20 protein-coding genes are annotated in these 19,189 nt (G+C 57.2%); 11 read left to right on the top strand and 9 right to left on the bottom strand.

The window, feature by feature from the left end; genetic code table 11:
• Positions 1 to 133: 133 nt before the first annotated feature.
• Both AB5Y90_RS18135 and dinB read right to left on the bottom strand, forming a co-directional pair.
• A complete protein-coding gene (locus AB5Y90_RS18135; RefSeq protein WP_368167465.1) occupies positions 134 to 2,275 on the bottom strand; it encodes a methyl-accepting chemotaxis protein in 2,142 nt (713 codons plus the stop codon).
• A 66-nt stretch (positions 2,276 to 2,341) separates the two neighbouring features.
• On the bottom strand, positions 2,342 to 3,397 hold the full coding sequence (gene dinB, locus AB5Y90_RS18130; RefSeq protein ID WP_368167489.1) for a DNA polymerase IV: 1,056 nt from the start codon (positions 3,395 to 3,397) through the stop codon (positions 2,342 to 2,344).
• A 131-nt stretch (positions 3,398 to 3,528) separates the two neighbouring features.
• On the opposite strand from dinB, the gene AB5Y90_RS18125 reads away from it, so the two are divergent.
• Complete coding sequence (locus AB5Y90_RS18125) at positions 3,529 to 3,735, top strand: hypothetical protein (RefSeq protein ID WP_019445898.1); 207 nt, start codon at positions 3,529 to 3,531, stop codon at positions 3,733 to 3,735.
• 110 nt (positions 3,736 to 3,845) lie between these two features.
• Here the strand turns inward: AB5Y90_RS18125 and AB5Y90_RS18120 are convergent, their stop codons facing one another.
• Together AB5Y90_RS18120 and AB5Y90_RS18115 are read right to left on the bottom strand one after the other, a co-directional pair.
• Positions 3,846 to 4,406: a DJ-1 family glyoxalase III gene (locus AB5Y90_RS18120; protein ID WP_194496556.1), complete on the bottom strand. Its 561-nt coding sequence runs from the start codon at positions 4,404 to 4,406 to the stop codon at positions 3,846 to 3,848.
• Positions 4,407 to 4,443: 37 nt separating this feature from the next.
• On the bottom strand, positions 4,444 to 5,397 hold the full coding sequence (locus AB5Y90_RS18115; protein ID WP_257690592.1) for a ketopantoate reductase family protein: 954 nt from the start codon (positions 5,395 to 5,397) through the stop codon (positions 4,444 to 4,446).
• 200 nt (positions 5,398 to 5,597) lie between these two features.
• Between AB5Y90_RS18115 and AB5Y90_RS18110 the strand changes: the two genes are divergently transcribed.
• Complete coding sequence (locus AB5Y90_RS18110; RefSeq protein ID WP_005338634.1) at positions 5,598 to 6,080, top strand: YajQ family cyclic di-GMP-binding protein; 483 nt, start codon at positions 5,598 to 5,600, stop codon at positions 6,078 to 6,080.
• Positions 6,081 to 6,187: 107 nt separating this feature from the next.
• Here AB5Y90_RS18110 and AB5Y90_RS18105 read toward each other — a convergent pair whose 3' ends face one another.
• The 5 genes from AB5Y90_RS18105 to AB5Y90_RS18085 all read right to left on the bottom strand — a co-directional run bounded on the left by AB5Y90_RS18105 (position 6,188) and on the right by AB5Y90_RS18085 (position 11,052).
• A complete protein-coding gene (locus AB5Y90_RS18105; protein WP_047435495.1) occupies positions 6,188 to 7,018 on the bottom strand; it encodes an outer membrane protein OmpK in 831 nt (276 codons plus the stop codon).
• A 156-nt stretch (positions 7,019 to 7,174) separates the two neighbouring features.
• Positions 7,175 to 8,554: an MFS transporter gene (locus AB5Y90_RS18100; protein WP_041202292.1), complete on the bottom strand. Its 1,380-nt coding sequence runs from the start codon at positions 8,552 to 8,554 to the stop codon at positions 7,175 to 7,177.
• A gap of 172 nt (positions 8,555 to 8,726) precedes the next feature.
• Positions 8,727 to 9,314 carry a peptidylprolyl isomerase gene (locus AB5Y90_RS18095; protein ID WP_042053243.1) on the bottom strand — a complete coding sequence of 196 codons (588 nt, stop codon included), beginning with the start codon at positions 9,312 to 9,314 and terminating at the stop codon, positions 8,727 to 8,729.
• 2 nt (positions 9,315 to 9,316) lie between these two features.
• Positions 9,317 to 9,901 carry a YajG family lipoprotein gene (locus AB5Y90_RS18090; RefSeq protein WP_368167487.1) on the bottom strand — a complete coding sequence of 195 codons (585 nt, stop codon included), beginning with the start codon at positions 9,899 to 9,901 and terminating at the stop codon, positions 9,317 to 9,319.
• Between the two features lie 17 nt (positions 9,902 to 9,918).
• The gene (locus AB5Y90_RS18085; protein WP_270816821.1) at positions 9,919 to 11,052 is read right to left on the bottom strand and encodes a methyltransferase; all 1,134 of its coding nucleotides are present in this window, start codon (positions 11,050 to 11,052) and stop codon (positions 9,919 to 9,921) included.
• A 204-nt stretch (positions 11,053 to 11,256) separates the two neighbouring features.
• Between AB5Y90_RS18085 and AB5Y90_RS18080 the strand changes: the two genes are divergently transcribed.
• From AB5Y90_RS18080 to nqrM, 9 genes are all read left to right on the top strand, one after another.
• Positions 11,257 to 11,571, top strand: a complete 315-nt coding sequence (locus tag AB5Y90_RS18080) for a BolA family transcriptional regulator (RefSeq protein ID WP_064337123.1) — start codon at positions 11,257 to 11,259, stop codon at positions 11,569 to 11,571.
• Between the two features lie 434 nt (positions 11,572 to 12,005).
• The gene (locus AB5Y90_RS18075) at positions 12,006 to 13,349 is read left to right on the top strand and encodes a Na(+)-translocating NADH-quinone reductase subunit A (protein WP_005349684.1); all 1,344 of its coding nucleotides are present in this window, start codon (positions 12,006 to 12,008) and stop codon (positions 13,347 to 13,349) included.
• A gap of 3 nt (positions 13,350 to 13,352) precedes the next feature.
• The gene (locus AB5Y90_RS18070) at positions 13,353 to 14,582 is read left to right on the top strand and encodes an NADH:ubiquinone reductase (Na(+)-transporting) subunit B (RefSeq protein ID WP_005338642.1); all 1,230 of its coding nucleotides are present in this window, start codon (positions 13,353 to 13,355) and stop codon (positions 14,580 to 14,582) included.
• A complete protein-coding gene (locus AB5Y90_RS18065; RefSeq protein WP_005338643.1) occupies positions 14,572 to 15,360 on the top strand; it encodes a Na(+)-translocating NADH-quinone reductase subunit C in 789 nt (262 codons plus the stop codon). The genes AB5Y90_RS18070 and AB5Y90_RS18065 overlap by 11 nt, the downstream gene beginning before the upstream one ends.
• On the top strand, positions 15,353 to 15,985 hold the full coding sequence (locus AB5Y90_RS18060; protein ID WP_005338644.1) for an NADH:ubiquinone reductase (Na(+)-transporting) subunit D: 633 nt from the start codon (positions 15,353 to 15,355) through the stop codon (positions 15,983 to 15,985). The genes AB5Y90_RS18065 and AB5Y90_RS18060 overlap by 8 nt, the downstream gene beginning before the upstream one ends.
• 3 nt (positions 15,986 to 15,988) lie before the next feature.
• Positions 15,989 to 16,585 carry an NADH:ubiquinone reductase (Na(+)-transporting) subunit E gene (gene nqrE / locus AB5Y90_RS18055; protein WP_005338645.1) on the top strand — a complete coding sequence of 199 codons (597 nt, stop codon included), beginning with the start codon at positions 15,989 to 15,991 and terminating at the stop codon, positions 16,583 to 16,585.
• A gap of 32 nt (positions 16,586 to 16,617) precedes the next feature.
• Positions 16,618 to 17,841 carry an NADH:ubiquinone reductase (Na(+)-transporting) subunit F gene (gene nqrF / locus AB5Y90_RS18050; protein WP_127006376.1) on the top strand — a complete coding sequence of 408 codons (1,224 nt, stop codon included), beginning with the start codon at positions 16,618 to 16,620 and terminating at the stop codon, positions 17,839 to 17,841.
• Between the two features lie 3 nt (positions 17,842 to 17,844).
• A complete protein-coding gene (locus tag AB5Y90_RS18045) occupies positions 17,845 to 18,882 on the top strand; it encodes an FAD:protein FMN transferase ApbE (protein ID WP_005358608.1) in 1,038 nt (345 codons plus the stop codon).
• A gap of 9 nt (positions 18,883 to 18,891) precedes the next feature.
• A complete protein-coding gene (gene nqrM, locus AB5Y90_RS18040) occupies positions 18,892 to 19,116 on the top strand; it encodes a (Na+)-NQR maturation NqrM (protein WP_005338668.1) in 225 nt (74 codons plus the stop codon).
• Positions 19,117 to 19,189: the final 73 nt, after the last annotated feature.

Below are 19,189 nucleotides of genomic sequence, written 5' to 3'. Positions count from 1 at the left end.
TCTTTCGACTGCGATTGTGGTGTTGTGTTTCTTCCTCTGCGGGAAGAGGGGCTCAAATCTCACCGGTTTGACCCAGTCTGTCATCTGAATGTGTTTGGCGCCTCCAGCTGGATGGCGCCTTTTTTCATCCCTTCTATACCTTGAACTGCCCCACCAGCTGCTGCTGTTTATCCGCCAGCGCAGAGAGCTCGCGACCATTTTCGGCGGAGGTCGCCGCCTCGGCCCGAATGGTGTGGCTCACATCGCGAATGTTGCTGACGTTGCGGTTGATCTCGTCCGCCACCCGGCTCTGCTCCTGCGCCGCCCGGGCAATCTGCTCATTCATCTGATGGATGGTGGAGACTGACTGGATAATCTGCTCCAGCACCTGCACCGAGAGATCCACCTTGGCGAGGGTCTCGTCAGCCTGTCCATGACCATCGCGGATCGCCTTGACCACGGCGCCGGTACCGGATTGCAGTTGGCTGATCAGAGTCTGGATCTCGACGATGGCATTCTGGGTGCGACCGGCCAGATTACGCACCTCATCGGCCACCACGGCAAAGCCACGGCCCTGCTCACCGGCCCGAGCCGCTTCAATAGCCGCATTCAGCGCCAGCAAGTTGGTCTGCTCGGCAATTCCCTGGATCACGGTGAGAATGTCATTGATGTTGTCGCTGTTGGCGGAGAGTCGCTCCACCACCGGCTGGGCATCGTTGATGATGGTCATCAGCTTGCGCATCGCCTCCTGGGTGTCGGCAACGACATATTTGCCCTCTTGCGCCGCGGCATCAGTGGTGTTGGCGGCAGCCACCGCCGAGCCGGCATTACCGGAGACCTGCAACGCCGTGGCGCTCAGCTCTTCAAATGCCGTCGCCACCAGATCGATCTCCTGATACTGGGCCTGCATGCCGCTGCTGGTGCGCTCGGCCACCTGCGCGGCTCGCTCGGCACTGTTACGCGTACCGGAGACAGTATCAATCACCTGACTGATGGTGGATTGCAACTTGTTGAGGAAGCTGTTGAACCACTTGGCCAGCTCGCCGATCTCGTCTTGCCGCTGGATCTCGATACGCTGGGTCAAATCCCCCTCGCCGCTGGCGATATCCTTGAGACGGGCAACTACAGCGCGGATGGGCGCCACAATCTGGCGCGCCATCAACCAGATAAAACTCAGGGCCACCAGCGAGATCAGCACCCCGATTGACAACTGCGAGAATACGCTGCGATTGGCCTCACTGGCCAGCTCATCTTGCAGTTGCTGGGCCGAGGCCAGTACTACGGCCCGTGGCAATTCAATGTAGATGCCCCATTTACGGTCGGTGCCACGCATGGATACCGGGACAAAGGTCTGCAACAAGGTGCCATCGCTGCTCCAGCGAGTCAGCTCCTGACCCTGACTGAGCCAGCCTTTCAGCTCGTTGGCCAACCCCTGGTACTTCTGATCCAGCCCGCGCCCCATGGTAACATCGAACTCATCGGCTCCCGCCACGCGCCCCTCGTGACTGACCAGCAAGATTCTGCCCTTGCCCTCATAGAGCTCCTTGTCCATGGCGCTGACCAGACTCTGCAAAGTGGCCAGCGAGATATCGACCCCGACCATCCCCAGCAAGGTCTCCTGCTCCAATAGCGGGACCGTCACCGAGGTCATCAATATCTGTTTATCGCCCACATCGTCCAGATAGGGCTCCAGCAGGCAGAGGGCACGGGTGCGAATGCTGCAGCGATACCACTCGTTTTCGATTCCACCTGCCTCGGTCGGGCTCTCATCGGCCAGTACATCCTCATTCTGCACCTCCGGCTCTATCTTGCCGTTGTCATAGGCCCAGTAACTGGAAAAACGCCCCTTGTCGTTGGAACCCAGCGCCGTTGAGCCCTGATAGTTGCTGTCTTCCCCATCCAGCTGATCAGGCTCGAACACCGCATAGACACCAAGCAGATTGGTCGATGAGGCAACGGCATCGTGCAGTTGCTGATTGACGGCGCTGCGCAGCGCCTCCGAATGGACAAAGTTCTCGGCCGCATTCTTGCGCTGGAACAACACGCTCTCCGCCAGCAAACTGGCGCGGAAATAGGCCTCATCGAGATAGCTGGTCACCTTGGCCGCCTGCTCCGAGCCCATCGCCTTCATCCAGTTCTCGGCAGACTGCTGCGCCTCGTGCATGGTGGCTTGCCGCACCTGCTGTTGCATCTTGTTCGCGTTATAAATCGAAGAGGCAACCAGAGCGGCGGCTGTCACCAACAGACAGCAACCGGCGATCAGGGTAATCCGACCCTGGACAGAAAGAGCGCTCATGCCAATATTCCTACGTCATACAGATATGGATAGATTATCGACTTTATAAACAAAAACTTCACTCTCTCACAGCAAATCCAGCGAGAGTTGATTAACTTCACCCTCTCTTGGCAAACCCACCACCAAGCCCAGCAGGCGAACCGAACGCCCTTGCGCCCGCTGTAACCCCTCTTTGAGCAGGGGAACGAACAAGGCTGGCTGATAGCCACCCTGACTGCGATAGACGGTGGTCTGGTGGAAGTCGGCAAACTTGAGTTTAATCCCCTGCCCCATCACTTGCTCGGCAGGGCACGCCAGCTGAAATCGCCGCTCCAGCTCCGGCAGCAGTTGCTGCAATACCGTCAGGCAGGCGGCTTCGTCACAAACATCGCTCGCCAAAGTGGTCTCCACCCCGATGGTTTTGCGGATCCGGTGCGCCTGCACCGGCTGTTCATCCAGCCCCCAGATCCGGGTCGTCAGCATCTCCCCCAGCTTGCCAAAACGGCTGCACAGCTCTTGTGCCGACAAGGCCCGCGCATCCTCACAGGTGTAGAGCCCCTGCGCCTCCAGCCGCTCGGCAGTCTTGCGCCCCACCCCGGGCAGTTTGCCGAGGGGCAACTGGCAGACAAATTCGGCCACTTCGTCGGGACGAATGACAAACAGACCATCAGGCTTGCGCTGCTCCGAGGCGAGCTTGGCGAGAAACTTGTTGGGGGCCACTCCGGCCGAGGCGGTCAATCCCAGTTCGGAGACGATGGCTTGCCGGATCTCTTGTGCCATCAGGGTGGCGCTACCGCCACAACAGCGACTGTGGGTCACGTCGAGGTAAGCCTCGTCCAGTGACAGCGGTTCAACCTGATCGGTATAGCGCAGGAAAATGGCCCTGAGCTGACGGGAGATATCCTTGTACACCGTCATTCGCCCAGGGATCAGTACCAACGGCGGGCAGAGTTTTTTCGCCAGCGCGCTCGGCATGGCGGAGCGCACCCCGAACCGGCGCGCCACATAGTTGCAGGTCGAGATGACACCGCGCCGCTCGGAGGCCCCACCGATGGCGAGCGGCACCTCCCGCAACGCCGGATTGTCCCGCATCTCCACCGCGGCAAAAAAGCAGTCCATGTCGATATGGATGATCTTGCGCATACCACTGTATAAATAAACAGACATGGCATCATCTTACCCCAAGGATAACCGCAGCTCTATCTCTCTCGTTGCGGCTAAAATAGTAGACTCCAAGGAGACCTTTACTACCACAATGACAAGGAGCGTTCGGGATGAAATATCTTTGGCTGGGACTCTGTTTGCTGCCGTTGACCGGCATCGGCAAGAACAACCCGACGGCAGAGTGCCGCTGGCTGTACGACCGGATTGAGATACTGGAACAGGCCATCAAGAAAGGGGACACACTCGGCACAGAGCAAGAGTTGTCACGCTGGCGTGAAGAGTTTCGCAAGAAGAAGTGCAAACAGTACGACTACTGAGCCGGACAAGATGGCGTGACCGACAACGGCAGATAACAAGCGGGCCCCGATCAAGATGACCGGGGCCCGTTTTCAAAGCATGACCAGCTTAATTCTGCAGCAGAGTGCGCTCAAGGCAGCACCATAGGGCCAGCGACAGTGGCCGCCACCTCATCCCCACGCAGCATCCGGATCAGTTCAAGCGCAAACTCGATTGCACTGCCCGGCCCCTGACTGGTGATAAGGCGATGAGCCTCATCCCTGACTACCCGCTCACTTGACAGCTGCGATGTCGGTAGTCGGGACTGAAAGCCGGGATGACAGGTGACGATGGCATCACCCAGCAGAGCATGATGTTGCAACACCACCACAGGGGCGGCGCAGATGGCAGCGCGCCAGCGACCAAGAGCGGCCTGCTCTTTGAGCAGATCAATGGCCAGCGGGGTATCGCGGATCACTTCGCTGCCGGGCAGACCACCGGGTACCACGATGGCTTCAAAGTCCCGACGGGTCAGTTCGTCGATATGACAATCGGCCACCAGCTGTACCCCGCGTGACGCTTTTACCTGCCGGGATCCGGCAGGGCAGCAAGAGGCCAGCACCACCTCAATACTTGCGCGCACCAGGGTATCGACAATCGCGACCGTCTCTATCTCTTCCGACCCGGGGGCCACCAGCACCAGTACACTCACGTTCGCCTCCTTGCTGCTTGCTCTACCATGTAAAAGATCAGACGGCCTGACTCTTCTCTTTGATCGCCTGATAGAGACCCTGATTGACCGGTACGGCAATGCCATGCCGGGCAGCCTTGGCCAGCAGGAAGCCGGTGATGGCCTCAATCTCGGTCTCGCGTCCCAGCTCCATATCCTGATGCATGGAGGAGTAATTGTCAGCGGTCAGCTCCACCACTGTCAGCACCCGACGCTGCAACTCCTCTGCCGCGGTCGCAATCCCTTCGGCGCACATCACATCCGCCACTTCCACGCAGATCTGCTGCAGGGCATCGGCAAAACGGGGGCCCGCCAGCTCGCCATTTTTCAGCTTGTAGAGGGCCGTCAGGGGATTGATGGCACAGTTGATGGCCAGCTTTTGCCACTGGCGCGTCAATACCTGTTCATCCCAACCAGCCTGACCCAGTGCCAGCGCCAGCTCGTCCGCGAGCGCGGCATGGGCCTTGGCGGCATCGTTGATCGGGCCAAGCCAGGTTTCACCCTTGCCAGTATGACGGAAGACAAAATGGCCGCACTGCATGGCACCATGGCTGGTGACACCGGCAATCACCGGATTGTGCGGGAACATCTCGACCACCTGCTCGGCAATGCCCATCCCGTTGTGCAGCAGCACGATCGGCACGCCGGCATCCAGCTTACCCACCAGCGGCGTCAGTGCGGCAATCACCTGACTGGCCTTGGTCATCACCAGCAGACGCTGGATCTTGCCGGGTTTGCTGACAAATCCGCGCTCGATATTGAGCAACTGAACATGCCCCTCCAGCGAGGTGAAATCGATCCCCGGATGGAGCGTGGACTTATGATGTTCGCGCAACAAGACACGGGTGGATTGACCACTGATGGTCAACAGGGAGGCAAAAACGCCGCCGAGGGCGCCACAACCCAACAGTGACCACTTCGGAGTAACGGGTGGAATAACGGGCTGTCGGGAATTTTTTAATCCGCTTGGCATGGTGTGACTCTGTCAGGGTAAGGGTTGCAATCCTCTCAACCTGTTACCGGGGATAAGTGAAGATGTCGCTGGTGGACACTAACGGGTCCACCCGTCCTGTGCGCAGGGGATTCTAGCAGAGCAACCCCATCAAAATCAGCAAATTTGCCCGTTTTCTGGTAGATTTGCCCCCCGATAACGCAACATGAGGAGCTCCGGCTATGCCGTCATTCGATATTGTCTCTGAAGTCAAAATGAACGAGGTGTTGAACGCAGTCGACAACGCCAATCGTGAACTGGCCACCCGTTTCGATTTTCGTGGGGTAGAAGCCAGCTTCGAGTTGAACAAGGAAGAGGTAAAGCTGGAAGCCGATGCTGATTTCCAGCTCAAGCAGATGGTCGAAATCCTGCGCGGCGCCCTGCTCAAGCGCAACATCGAAAACAGCTCCATGGAAGTGGGTGACTCGGTTCACTCCGGCAAGCGTTTCCACCTGACCGTCAAATTCAAGCAGGGGATCGAGAAAGAGATCGCCAAGAAGCTGGTCAAGCTGATCAAGGACTCCAAAATCAAGGTACAGGTCGCCATCCAGGGTGATGAAGTACGTGTCACCGGCAAGAAGCGTGACGATCTGCAAGAGACCATGGCACTGGTCCGTGGCGCCGAACTGGGTCAACCGATGCAGTTCCAGAACTTCCGCGACTGATTTATCCACTCAGCCGTGGCGCACTTGATGACTCGCGCCACGCTATCTAAATCACGGCCATAAAAAAACCGGAGCAGATGCTCCGGTTTTTTGTACCCCAAGTCTTATTAGAACTTGTAGGTAACGTCGAAGTAGTGACCGAAGCCTGTAGTTTTCAGGTGCAAATCAGGCTTGTCTGTCGGGTCAGGCTGGTAACCATTTTTGATGCCGTACACATCATGGAAGTATTTCAGACCATAGCCAACAGCAAAGCGGTCATTGTGCCAGTAGATACCGTTAAACATGTTGGTACCAGTACTGGAGCTGTCTTTGGCATCAAACAGGTGATCCAAGTAACCCTGATAGGCAACAAAGCTGCCGTTGGAGAAGGTGTAGAAAGGCTTGAACCAGTTCACGGAGAACTGATAGCCATTCCAGCCTTGCTCACCGCTACCTTCATTAACATGACGAGCGTAAAGGTTCATGCCCATCTTGCCGAACCAAGGTACCATCACATCAGCGCCCAGACCGGTCATAGCTTCAAACTGGCCATCTGCACCGCCAACGTTAATAAGGTTAGCTACGTACAACTCTTGAACCGGACCAAACGAGAGATCTTTACCAGTCATACCATCGATAGAGATACGCGGAGCGAACTTGATAAACATGTTTTCGCCGTTGTGCTTATCGCTATGGCTGCTCTGGAAAATATCGAATACATCGACATAACCATACAGATCAAAAATACCGGAACGACCACCAAACTCCATTTCAAAATAAGTGTCGTTGAAATCTTGTCCATCAGCATGCGGCATCTGATCGATGGTATGCATGACGTTGAACTGGAACCATTTGAAGTCATTCTTGTGGATATCACCGCTGTAGTCAGCAGCGAAGGCCGGGGTAGCGGCAGCAGCCAGCAGACCGGCAGCGATCAGAGTCTTGGTAAATTTGGCCATTTTATTGGTCTCTTGTGCGTTAGTTGAGGTTTTCCGTAGCCTGCCCACAAGGAGCGAGAGGGATTCTAATCAAATAAAATTGGGGGTGAAACAACTTCTCGGGAACTTTATCCGGAAGTGTGAATCTAATCACCCCCGATTCTACGCAAACGCTTGCTATTTGTCAGCCGTTGAGAGCAACTCACTCCCTTTTCTGGCGACAAGCACAATCAACAACAACACGGGCAAGCCCAGTAAACTGGTTCCGACAAAGAAGGCACTGTAGCCAATCTGCTCCACAACCTGCCCGGAAAAACCGGCCAGCAACTTGGGTAGCAGCAACATTACCGAGCTGAACAGGGCGTACTGAGTGGCCGAAAATGCGACATTGGTCAGGCTGGAGAGATAGGTCACGAAGGCTGCGGTAGCGATACCGGCACTGAGGTTATCCAGCGAGATAATCAGGGTCAGCAGTTCCAGGTTGTGACCAACCTGATTGAGCAGGGCAAACAGCAAGTTGGTGCTGGCAGTGAGCAGCGCCCCCAAGAACAGGATGCGCAGCGTACCGAAGCGCATCACCAGCACGCCCCCCAGCGCCGCCCCCACTAGCGTCATAATGACGCCAAACACCTTGGTAATGGTGGCAACCTCGGTCTTGCTGAACTGCATATCCACATAGAAGCTGTTGGACATCACCCCCATCACCACATCGGCAACCCGATAGCAGGCGATCAGAGCCAGGATCAGCAGCGCCGAGCTGCCATAGCGACGAAAGAAGTCGGCAAACGGACACCAGACGGCCTCATAGCCCCAGGCCCCCGCACTCGCCAGCAGCGCAGGCCACCCTTTTTCCAGGAGCTGCGCCTTGCGTTCGGCCTGTTGTTTGCCCTGCTCGGCCAGATCGATATCCGGCTCGTGGCAAAACAGCGTGGTGATGACCCCGAGTGACATCAGACCCGCCATCACCAGATAGGTAATCTGCCAGCCACGATAGTCATAGCCACTATTGCTACCAAACCATGCTGCCAGCGCCAGCGCACCGGCGCCCGCCATGATCATCGCCAGTCGGTAACCGGTCATGTAGGAGGCCGCCATCGCCGCCTGTAGCCGCTCGGGAGCAGATTCGATGCGATAAGCGTCGATAACGATATCCTGAGTCGCCGAGGCAAAGGCCACCAGCAGGGCAAACATCGCCAGCTGGGCCAGCTCGGTCTTGGGATCGCAGAACGCCATGCCGACCAGCGCGGCGGCAATCAGCAGCTGGGAGAAGAACATCCAGCTGCGGCGACGCCCCAGCAGCGTGGAGAGCAACGGCAGCGGCATGCGATCCACCAGCGGCGACCACAGCCATTTAAAGCCATAGGCGAGCGCCACCCAGCTCATATAGCCGATATCGGTCAGGCTGACATCGGCCTCACGCAACCAGAATGAGAGAGTACCGAACACCAGCAGCAGCGGCAGACCCGATGAAAAACCCATGGCAAAGAGAATAAACACCCGAAATTCGAGATAGACGGCGAGGGACTCTCTCCAGCTTGGTTTGCGGATCATGTTCAACTACCTGACGACTTTGGAAAAGTGCGTCATTTTGGCAGGTTGATGGCAGATAGCCAAGGCGAGCAAAGAGATAGGTCAAAGAAGCCCGGATAGAGAAAAGGCCCATCCCGAACGGGATGAGCCTTGTATTGTGACCTGACGAGGCGAGGTGACGAACCGAGTCCGGCGAGAGTTACTTGCCCGCTTTCTTGTCGACTTTCTTGTCTGCCGGAGTTTCTGCCAGCAAGACCACCTTCTTCAGAATGATGGGACTGGTCGGCACATCGTTGGCACGCAAAATGGGGCTGTAACCGGTCTGTACCTGAGCCAGTTTGTCCAGCACCTCCATCCCCTGCACCACCTGACCGAACACGGTATAACCCGCAGAGCCACCGGCGTTGAGGTTATTGTTGTCGACCAGATTGAAGTAGAACTGGCGAGTAGCGCTGTCGACAGCCTGGGTGCGAGCCATAGCGATGGAGCCACGCTTGTTGGGCAGACCGCCACGCGACTCGTTGACCACAGGCTCATAAGTCGGCAATTGCTGGAACTGCTGGTTGTAGCCCCCACCCTGCACCACGAAATCCTGGATCACCCGGTGGAAGATGCTGCCGTCATAGCTGCCATCAGCCACGTAGCGCAGGAAGTTCTTTACCGTCTGGGGCGCCTGCTTGGACGCCAGTTCCACCACGATATTGCCGTGGTTGGTCTCCATTCTGACTTTCGGGCCTGCGAACGCCAGCGGGGCGATCAGCATGGCCAGCAACCAAAGTTTTTTCATCATCAGACCCCTGCACCGTTCGGTTGACCGTTCAGGTAACCGCGCAGCGCATCATCCGCCATGATCTGCTGCAGCACGCTACCCAGTTGCAGGTTCAGTGTAGACTCCAGGTCGGCCATGCTTGGCTCGCTCGGGCTCTCCTTGCTGGAGGACATGTTGAACTGCTTGGTCAGACGGTTGCCCTGGAAATCGGCGATAACCTGCAGGCTGACGCGGGACTTGGTGACATAGGTAAAGGTCTTCTCTTCCACATTGACTGCGGCGTTGGAGATCACCAGCGTCAGGTTGGTGGTGCCACTGTTGCCCACTTCCAGACCCTGGCTGCGCAGACCTTCGGCCAGCCGCTCGGCCATCAGCAGGTTGAGCGGACGCTCGCTGTTGACCAGCACGGGGGCTTTCTCTTTATGTTTGATGGAGAAGACGTAGGCAGCCTCACGCTTGTCTACCCCTTCCATGGTGATGCGATTGCCAGAGTAGTATTGCTGGTTGGCGGGGATCACCTGCGGATTGAGCAGCGCCGTCTCCGGCCAATGAGTGGCACACCCGCCCAGCATCAGGGCGGCCAGCAGCAAGAGTGACTTTTTCATCATGGTTTCCTTTGGCTTTAGCGTTTGATGGCTTTCAAAATAACGAATTTGCTGTTCGACGCAACGACTTGTGCGTTGGCAAACAAGCGCTTGAGTTTGTTGTGATAGTCCAGATGACGGTTGCCTACTATCCAGAGTTCACCCCCTTGAGGCAACACCCGGTGCGCATCACTGAACATCTGCCAGGCGATATGATCGGTGATCGCCTGCAGCTGATGGAAAGGAGGGTTGCAGAGGATCCGATCCGCCGAGCCGACCGCCACCCCGTCGAGACAGTTATTGACCATAAAGCGGGCACGCGGCAGTGCGTCAGGCAGATTGTGCTCGACGTTGAGCTGTGCCGAGGCGACCGCCATATAGGATTCATCGATAAAGGTCACCTCCACCTCGCTGTCTTTGGCGAGCAGCGACAGACCCAGCACCCCGTTGCCACAGCCCAGATCGATCACCTTGCGGGCACTGTGGATGGGCAGGTTGTCCAGCATAAAGCGGGCACCGATATCGAGACTGGTGCGCGAGAAGACGTTGGCATGGTTGTGGATGAGCATGCCACTCCCCTCCAGCGGCCAGACAGTCGGGAAGGGGTTGGCCAGCGCGGGACGTTCTGCCTGCGGCTCGCAGTGAATGAGGCGCGCCTTCTTCCAGGCCAGCGAGGTACGGGTAGGCCCCAAATACTTCTCGAACAACTTGAGGGTGGAAGTATGAATATCCTTCGCCTTGCCGGCAGCAATAACGCGGGTTGCCGGTGTCACTACCGCACGCAATGCCAGCAGTTGCTGCTCCAATAGAGCCTGATATTTGGAGACCTTGATCACCACAAGTGCTGGGGCATCGGGCAGCGGCGCCAGCGCATCCTGCAAGCGGATACCACCCGCATCCAGTCCGTTTTCGGCCAAATTGGCCAGGGTCGCCCGCTCACTGATGTAAGAGTCGGTGACGCAGCAGGGGGAGTACGGATGCAGATAGGCCGCCAGCGCGCCAAAGCCATCATTCATGATGATGACGGGGCCCGCCTGCTCGAGGGGAGACTCCGCCAGGGTGTTGATCAGGTATTCGTCAGCCGCATCCCAGGCTTGCAGGGTCTCCTGACTCTGGCGCGGATAGCGGTAGAGCGTGAGCTGGCAATGGGGAGTGTCGAGAAGGGTTTGCATAGGAAGAGTCCAACCTCGGCTTGATTCGTGTATACAGGCGCCAGGGGCGACGCAAAGTGGCGCTATTCTAGCGAGGAGCAGGAATTTCACCAGTTCGATGCGCATCAAGGGGGCAACTGACGGGTGATTTCCCTCTTCCGGGGGCTTATTCCATCCCGCGACTGCCGATAGAATGGCCCGACATTCACTCTGGAAGCCGATCCGATGACCATCCAACAACTGATTGAAGCCAAGCTGACCGCCGCCCTCTCCCCCACCGTGCTGGAGGTGATCAACGAGAGCCACATGCACCGAGTGGAACCGGGATCTGAAAGCCACTTCAAGGTGGTGATCGTCAGCGAGCAATTTGCAGGGCAGCGGCTGCTGGCCCGTCATCGTCAGGTCAATGCGGTGCTGGCCGACGAGCTGGCCGGGGCCGTTCATGCACTGGCACTGCATACCTACACAGAGAGCGAGTGGCAGGAAAAAGGCCATGCCCCACGCACCCCGAGCTGCGTTGGCAAACCGTCACTTTCCTGAATCCGGTTGTACCACAGGATTTCCCTCGAGAACCTGCCAACAAAAATTAAACAAATTTCCCCCATTGGCCCCGAAAAGGCTACATCGAAGGGGGTATATTTCGACATCAAGGCTTTTTGCTGATAGTGGAGGCAACGGCAAATACCCCCATCGAGGTATCGAAATAAAAAAACCTTTAAAACCACTACTTACAAGGTGTCAGGGGCTTATTCATTGCAGGTTAATTTTGTGATGGCACGGGGATTTTGCCCATTTGGCATGGCAGAAAATGCACCTTAAGTGGTAAACTCAAGCGCTTTTGAGTGAGCCTGCATGTTGAATAATTGTTGAGCCTGCCCACCTGGCACAACCACAACATCGACTCATTCAACCACCCGTCGTGATGTATTTCTCGGCGCTAACCAACCTCTCCCGTAACGGTAGTGCAAGTAAGTATGATTACAATCAAAAGAGGACTGGACATCCCCGTGCTGGGTGCGCCAGAGCAAGTAATCTACGATGGCCCCGCCATCACCCGTGTTGCGACACTGGGCGAGGAGTTTGTGGGGATGCGACCTACTATGTTCGTCAAAGTAGGTGATCGCGTCATCAAAGGTCAGGATCTTTTTGAAGACAAGAAGAATCCGGGCGTTAAATTCACAGCTCCTGCCACCGGTGTGGTTTCAGAGATCAACCGTGGTGCCAAACGTGTTCTCCAGTCTGTGGTCATCGACCTCGACGGTTCCGATGAACAGGTGACGTTTGAGCATTTTGCCTCTGCCGAGCTGGCCAAGCTCGAGCGCAGCAAGGTGCAAGAGATCCTGGTCGCATCAGGTCAGTGGACTGCGTTGCGTACCCGTCCGTTCAGCAAAGTCCCCGCGGTAGCGTCTGCCCCGCGCGCCATCTTTGTGACTGCAATGGACACCAACCCGCTGGCAGCCGATGCCGAGCTGATTATCAAGGAACAGCCGCAGGCCTTCCTCGATGGTCTGGCCGTATTGACCCGCCTGACCGACGGCGCCGTCTACGTCTGTAAAGGCGAAGGCAGTCTGCCCCACTCTCCGCTGGCTCAGGTCAAGGAAGAGATCTTCGTTGGTCCGCACCCTGCCGGTCTGCCGGGTACCCATATCCACTTCCTGGATCCGGTCAGCAGCACCAAGGTGCAGTGGCACATCAACTATCAGGATGTGATTGCATTCGGCAAGCTGTTCACCACCGGTCAGATCTTCACTGACAAGGTGATCGCGCTGGCTGGCCCGAACGTGCTCAAGCCGCGTCTGTTGCGTACCCGTCTGGGCGCCTGCATCAGCCAGCTCACCAACAATGAGCTGCGTGCCGACGAAAACCGTATCATCTCCGGTTCTATCCTGAGTGGTGCCAAAGCCGAAGGTGTTCACGACTACCTAGGCCGCTACCACAATCAGGTTTGCGTGCTGGGTGAAGGTCGCGAGAAAGAGTTCCTGGGCTGGATCAACCCCAGCGCCAACAAGTTCTCTATCACCCGTACCACCCTCTCTCATCTGATGAAGGGCAAGCTGATCAACTTCACCACCACTACCAACGGTAGTGACCGTTCCATGGTGCCTATCGGCAACTATGAGCGGGTGATGCCACTCGACATCCTGCCGACCCTGCTGCTGCGGGACATGGTCTCCGGCGATACCGACGGTGCGCAAGCACTGGGCTGCCTGGAGCTGGATGAGGAAGATTTGGCGCTCTGTACCTTTGTCTGCCCTGGCAAGACAGAGTACGGCCCGATCTTGCGTGAGTGCCTGACCAAGATTGAACTGGAAGGTTAAGCGATGAGTTTCAAGCAACTTCTTGAAAATATGGAACACCACTTCGAACCGGGTGGAAAGTACGCCAAGTACTATGCCCTGTTCGAAGCGGCGTACACCCTGTTCTACACCCCGGGTAGCGTTACCCGCAACGCCTCCCACGTTCGTGATGCGCTCGATCTGAAGCGCATGATGATCATGGTGTGGCTGGCCGTTTTCCCGGCCATGTTCTGGGGCATGTACAACGTTGGTAACCAGGCGATTGCCGCCATTGCCCACATGGGCTCGGCTGCTGGTGCCAGCAGCTGGCAATATGCCCTGGCTACCATGCTGGGCGCCTCCCTCGATCCGGCTGTTGCCGGTATCGGCAGCAAGATGCTGATTGGCGCCACCCACTTCTTCCCAATCTATATTACCGTCTTCTTTGTCGGTGGTTTCTGGGAAGTGCTATTCGCCATGGTGCGCAAACACGAGATCAACGAAGGCTTCTTCGTAACCTCAATCCTGTTTGCCCTGATCGTGCCGCCCGAGCTGCCCCTGTGGCAAGCTGCGCTTGGTATCACCTTCGGTGTGGTGATGGCCAAAGAGGTGTTCGGTGGCACCGGCAAGAACTTCTTGAACCCGGCGCTGGCTGGTCGTGCGTTCCTGTTCTTCGCCTACCCGGGCCAGATCTCCGGTGACGCCGTATGGGTTGCCGTTGACGGCTTCTCCGGCGCGACTGCCCTGAGCCAGTGGGCCCAAGGCGGCCAGATGGCGCTGATCAACGGTGCAACCGGCCAGGCTATCAGCTGGATGGACGCTTTCCTGGGTAACCTGCCTGGTTCCATCGGTGAAGTCTCTACCCTGATGATCCTGCTGGGTGCCGCCATGATCGTCTACATGCGCATCGCCTCCTGGCGTATCATCGCCGGCGTGATGATCGGTATGATCGCCACCTCCCTGCTGTTCAACGTCATCGGTTCCGATACCAACCCCATGTTCAACATGCCGTGGCACTGGCATCTGGTACTGGGTGGCTTCGCCTTCGGTATGGCCTTCATGGCGACCGACCCTGTCTCCGCCGCCTTTACCAACAAAGGCAAGTGGTGGTATGGCGCCCTGATCGGCGTAATGGTCGTGCTGGTTCGCGTGGTCAACCCTGCGTTCCCGGAAGGCATGATGCTGGCCATTCTGTTTGCGAACCTGTTTGCTCCCCTGTTTGACCACTTCGTCGCTCAGGCAAACATCAAGCGGAGGATTGCTCGTGGCGTTTAATAAAGATTCAACCCTCGGCACCGTCAGCGTGGTCACCGGCCTTTGTCTGGCCTGTTCCATCGTGGTATCCGTTGCCGCTGTGGGCCTGCGTTCTACCCAGCAGGAAAACAAGGCGCTGGACAAGCAGAGCAACATTCTCGCCGTAGCCGGTGTGGATGTGAGCGAAGTGGCCAAGCGCGACCTGGCCAAACTGTATGGCGAGAAGATCGAAGCGCGTCTGGTGGATCTGGCAACCGGTGACTTTGTTGACGGCGATGCCGACAACTTCGACACCAAGCAGGCAGCCAAAGATCCGGCCCGCAGCATCCGTCTTGCCGCCGCTGACGACAAGGCCAGCCTGCGTCAGATCTCCAAGCAGATCCCGGTATTCTTCGCCAAGGATGCCGAAGGCAAGATCGACAGCATCATCCTGCCCATCTACGGTCAGGGTCTGTGGTCGACCATGTATGCCTTCGTCGCCGTTGCCGCTGATGGCCAGACCATCAAGGGCATCACCTACTATGACCACGGTGAAACCCCGGGTCTGGGTGGCGAGATCGAAAACCCGGCCTGGCAGGCGCTGTTCAAGGACAAGAAACTGTTCGACCAGAATGGCATGCCGGCGCTGCGCGTCATCAAGGGCCATGCTCCGGCGGGCTCCGAGCACGAGATCGATGGTCTCTCCGGTGCCACCCTGACCGGTAACGGCGTACAGCATACCTTCGACTTCTGGATGGGTCCCAAGGGCTTCGGTCCTTTCCTGGCCAAGGTTCGTGCAGGAGAAATCAACAATGGCTGACAAGAGCGAAATGAAGAAGTTGCTGTTGACGCCTGTGCTGGGCAACAACCCCATCGCCTTGCAGGTGCTGGGTGTCTGTTCTGCACTGGCGGTTACCAGCCAGATGAAAACTGCGTTTGTAATGACCCTCGCGGTCATGGCGGTCACCGCCTTCTCAAACCTGTTCATCTCCCTGATCCGCAACCAGATCCCGAACAGCGTCCGGATCATCGTGCAGATGGCGATCATCGCCTCACTGGTTATCGTGGTTGACCAGGTGCTCAAGGCATACGCCTATGACATCTCCAAGCAACTGTCGGTCTTCGTGGGTCTGATCATCACCAACTGTATCGTAATGGGCCGCGCTGAAGCATACGCCATGAAGAGTGCCCCGCTGCCCTCCTTCCTGGATGGTATCGGCAACGGTCTGGGCTATGGCGCCATTCTGCTGAGTGTCGCGACAGTGCGTGAACTGCTGGGCTCCGGCACCTGGTTCGGCATCGAGCTGCTGCCGCTGGTGAACAACGGTGGCTGGTATGTGCCCAACGGCCTGCTGCTGCTGCCGCCGAGTGCATTCTTCATCATTGGTCTGATCATTTGGGGCGTGCGCACCAAGGATCCCAAGCAGGTGGAGGCGAAGGATTAAGGTATGGAACACTATCTGAGTCTGTTGATTAAATCGATCTTCATCGAAAACCTGGCACTCTCCTTCTTCTTGGGGATGTGTACCTTCCTGGCGGTGTCCAAGAAGGTAAAGACCTCCATGGGTCTGGGTATTGCCGTTATTGTGGTGCAGACCATCGCGGTTCCTGCCAACAACCTGATCTACAACTACGTGCTTAAAGATGGCGCTCTGGTATCCGGTCTGGATCTGAGCTTCCTGAGCTTCATCACCTTCATCGGTGTGATTGCAGCACTGGTACAGATCCTGGAGATGGCGCTGGACAAGTACTTCCCGGCACTCTACAACGCGCTGGGTATCTTCCTGCCGCTCATCACCGTGAACTGCGCCATCTTCGGTGGCGTCTCCTTCATGGTGCAGCGTGACTACAACTTCATGGAGTCTGTGGTCTACGGTGTGGGTTCAGGGGCAGGCTGGATGCTGGCGATCGTTGCGCTGGCAGGTATCCGCGAGAAGATGAAGTACTCCGATGTTCCGGAAGGCCTGCGCGGTCTGGGCATCACCTTCATCACCGCCGGTCTGATGGCGCTGGGCTTCATGTCCTTCTCTGGTATCTCCCTGTAATCGGCTTTCCTGCAATCAGAAAGGAACGATAGATGGAAATTATTTTGGGTGTGGTCATGTTTACCGTGATCCTGCTGGCTCTGGTGGCAGTCATTCTGTTCGCCAAGTCCAAGCTGGTGACCGCGGGCGACGTGACAATCAGCATCAATGGTGACCCGGCCAAGGCTGTGACCAGCCCGGCCGGTGGCAAGCTGCTCGGCGTGCTGGCTGGCAGCGGTATCTTCGTCTCCTCCGCCTGTGGCGGCGGTGGCTCCTGCGGCCAGTGCAAGGTACGGGTGAAATCCGGTGGCGGCGACATTCTGCCGACCGAACTGGATCACATCAGCAAGGGCGAAGCCCGTCATGGCGAGCGTCTGGCCTGTCAGGTCACCGTGCGTGGCGACATGGACATCGAACTGCCGGAAGAGATCTTCGGGGTGAAGAAGTGGGAATGTACTGTTATCTCCAACGATAACAAGGCCACCTTCATCAAGGAGCTCAAGCTGCAGATCCCCGATGGCGAGAGCGTACCGTTCCGCGCCGGTGGTTATATCCAGATTGAAGCCCCGGCTCACCACGTGCACTACAAGAACTTCGATATTCCCGAGGAGTATCGCGGTGACTGGGATCGCTTCAAGATTTTTGAGCTGGAGTCCAAGGTCGATGAGCCAATCATCCGTGCCTACTCCATGGCCAACTATCCGGAAGAGTTCGGCATCATCATGCTGAACGTGCGTATCGCGACCCCGCCGCCCAGCAACTGGACTGCCCCTCCGGGACAGATGTCCTCCTACATCTTCAGCCTGAAGGCTGGCGACAAGGTGACTATCTCCGGTCCGTTCGGTGAGTTCTTCGCCAAGGACACAGATGCCGAAATGGTATTCATCGGTGGTGGTGCAGGTATGGCGCCGATGCGTTCCCATATCTTCGACCAGCTGCGTCGCCTGAAGTCCAAGCGCAAGATGAGCTTCTGGTACGGTGCCCGTTCCAAGCGCGAAATGTTCTATGTCGAAGACTTTGACATGCTCGCCGCCGAGAACGAGAACTTCACCTGGAACGTCGCCCTGTCTGATCCGCAACCGGAAGACAACTGGGACGGCTACACCGGCTTCATCCACAACGTGCTCTACGAGAACTATCTCAAGAACCACGAAGCACCGGAAGATTGCGAGTTCTACATGTGTGGACCTCCGGTGATGAACGCTGCCGTCATCAACATGCTCAAAGACTTGGGCGTTGAAGACGAAAACATCCTGTTGGATGACTTTGGTGGTTAATCCATGCACAGTGTTGTAAAGACCTGGCTAGCCTTCGGGCTAGCCTTTTTCTTGACTGGGTGCGGTCAGGAGACGGTCCAATCCAAGCCGGAGATCCACATCACCGGTAGCACCATGGGCACTTACTACTCCATCAAGGTGGCGGACAGCGCCATCACCGATCCAGCCAAGCTTCAAGCTGAGGTGGATGTCTTGCTGGAGCGGGTCAACGATCAGATGTCGACCTATCGCCCCGATTCCGAACTGTCGCGCTTCAACCAGAGCCGTGACAACAAACCGGTAGTGGTCTCCCGCGATACCGCACGAGTCGTCACAGAGGCCATTCACATTGGCCGTGAGAGCCAGGGGGCGCTGGACGTCACCGTTGGCCCCTTGGTCAATCTGTGGGGCTTTGGCCCGGACAAGAAGCCGACCAAGGTCCCTTCCGACGAGCTGATCACCCAGACTCGCCAGAAGACCGGTCTGGGCAACCTGCACGTCATCACCTCGGTGGATGCCGACACCCTGCAAAAAGATATTCCGGATCTCTACGTCGATCTCTCCGCCATCGCCAAGGGCTTTGGTGTGGACAAGGTAGCCGAGTATCTGGAGTCACTGGGTGCGCGTAACTATCTGGTGGAGATTGGCGGCGAGCTGCGGATCAATGGCGTCAACGGCAAGGGTCACCCCTGGCGCGTGGCCATCGAGAAGCCCACTGCAGGCACCGGCACGGTGCAAGAGGTGATCGTGCCCGGTGACAACGGGGTAGCCACCTCCGGCGATTACCGCAACTACTATGAACTGGATGGTCAGCGCTTCTCCCACACCATAGATCCGCGCAGCGGCAAGCCGATCCAGCACCGTCTGGTGTCGGTCACCGTGATCCACCCCTCCTGCATGACCGCAGACGGGTTGGCCACCGTGTTTATGGTGATGGGGACCGAGAAGAGCCTGGCCTATGCCAACGAGCGCGGCCTGGCGATCTTCGTGATCACCAAGACGGACAACGGCTTTGAAGAGGCTTACTCCGATGCCTTCAAGCCCTATCTGGTCAAGAAGTAAGAGGTAGAGATGCAGATTTTTCTGATCACCTTCGGGGTATTCATGCTGGTGATAGCCGCCATGGCTATCGGTTACATCTTCCAGAAGAAGACCATCTCCGGCTCCTGTGGCGGTCTGGGTAGTGTCGGCATCGAGAAAGAGTGCGATTGCCCGGAACCCTGTGACAACCGCAAGAAGAAGATGGCCAAGGAAGAGGCCCGTCGCAAGATGCTGGAAGAGAACCGCATCATCTGATGACTCTGGTTTTTCGGTAAACAAAAGCGCGCCATCGGCGCGCTTTTTACTGGCCGTTATCTTGCGTTAACGG

Source organism: Aeromonas sp. R4-1 (assembly GCF_040908325.1).
Classification (GTDB): Bacteria; Pseudomonadota; Gammaproteobacteria; order Enterobacterales; family Aeromonadaceae; genus Aeromonas; species Aeromonas veronii.
This window is presented reverse-complemented; position numbering and strand designations above follow the sequence as displayed.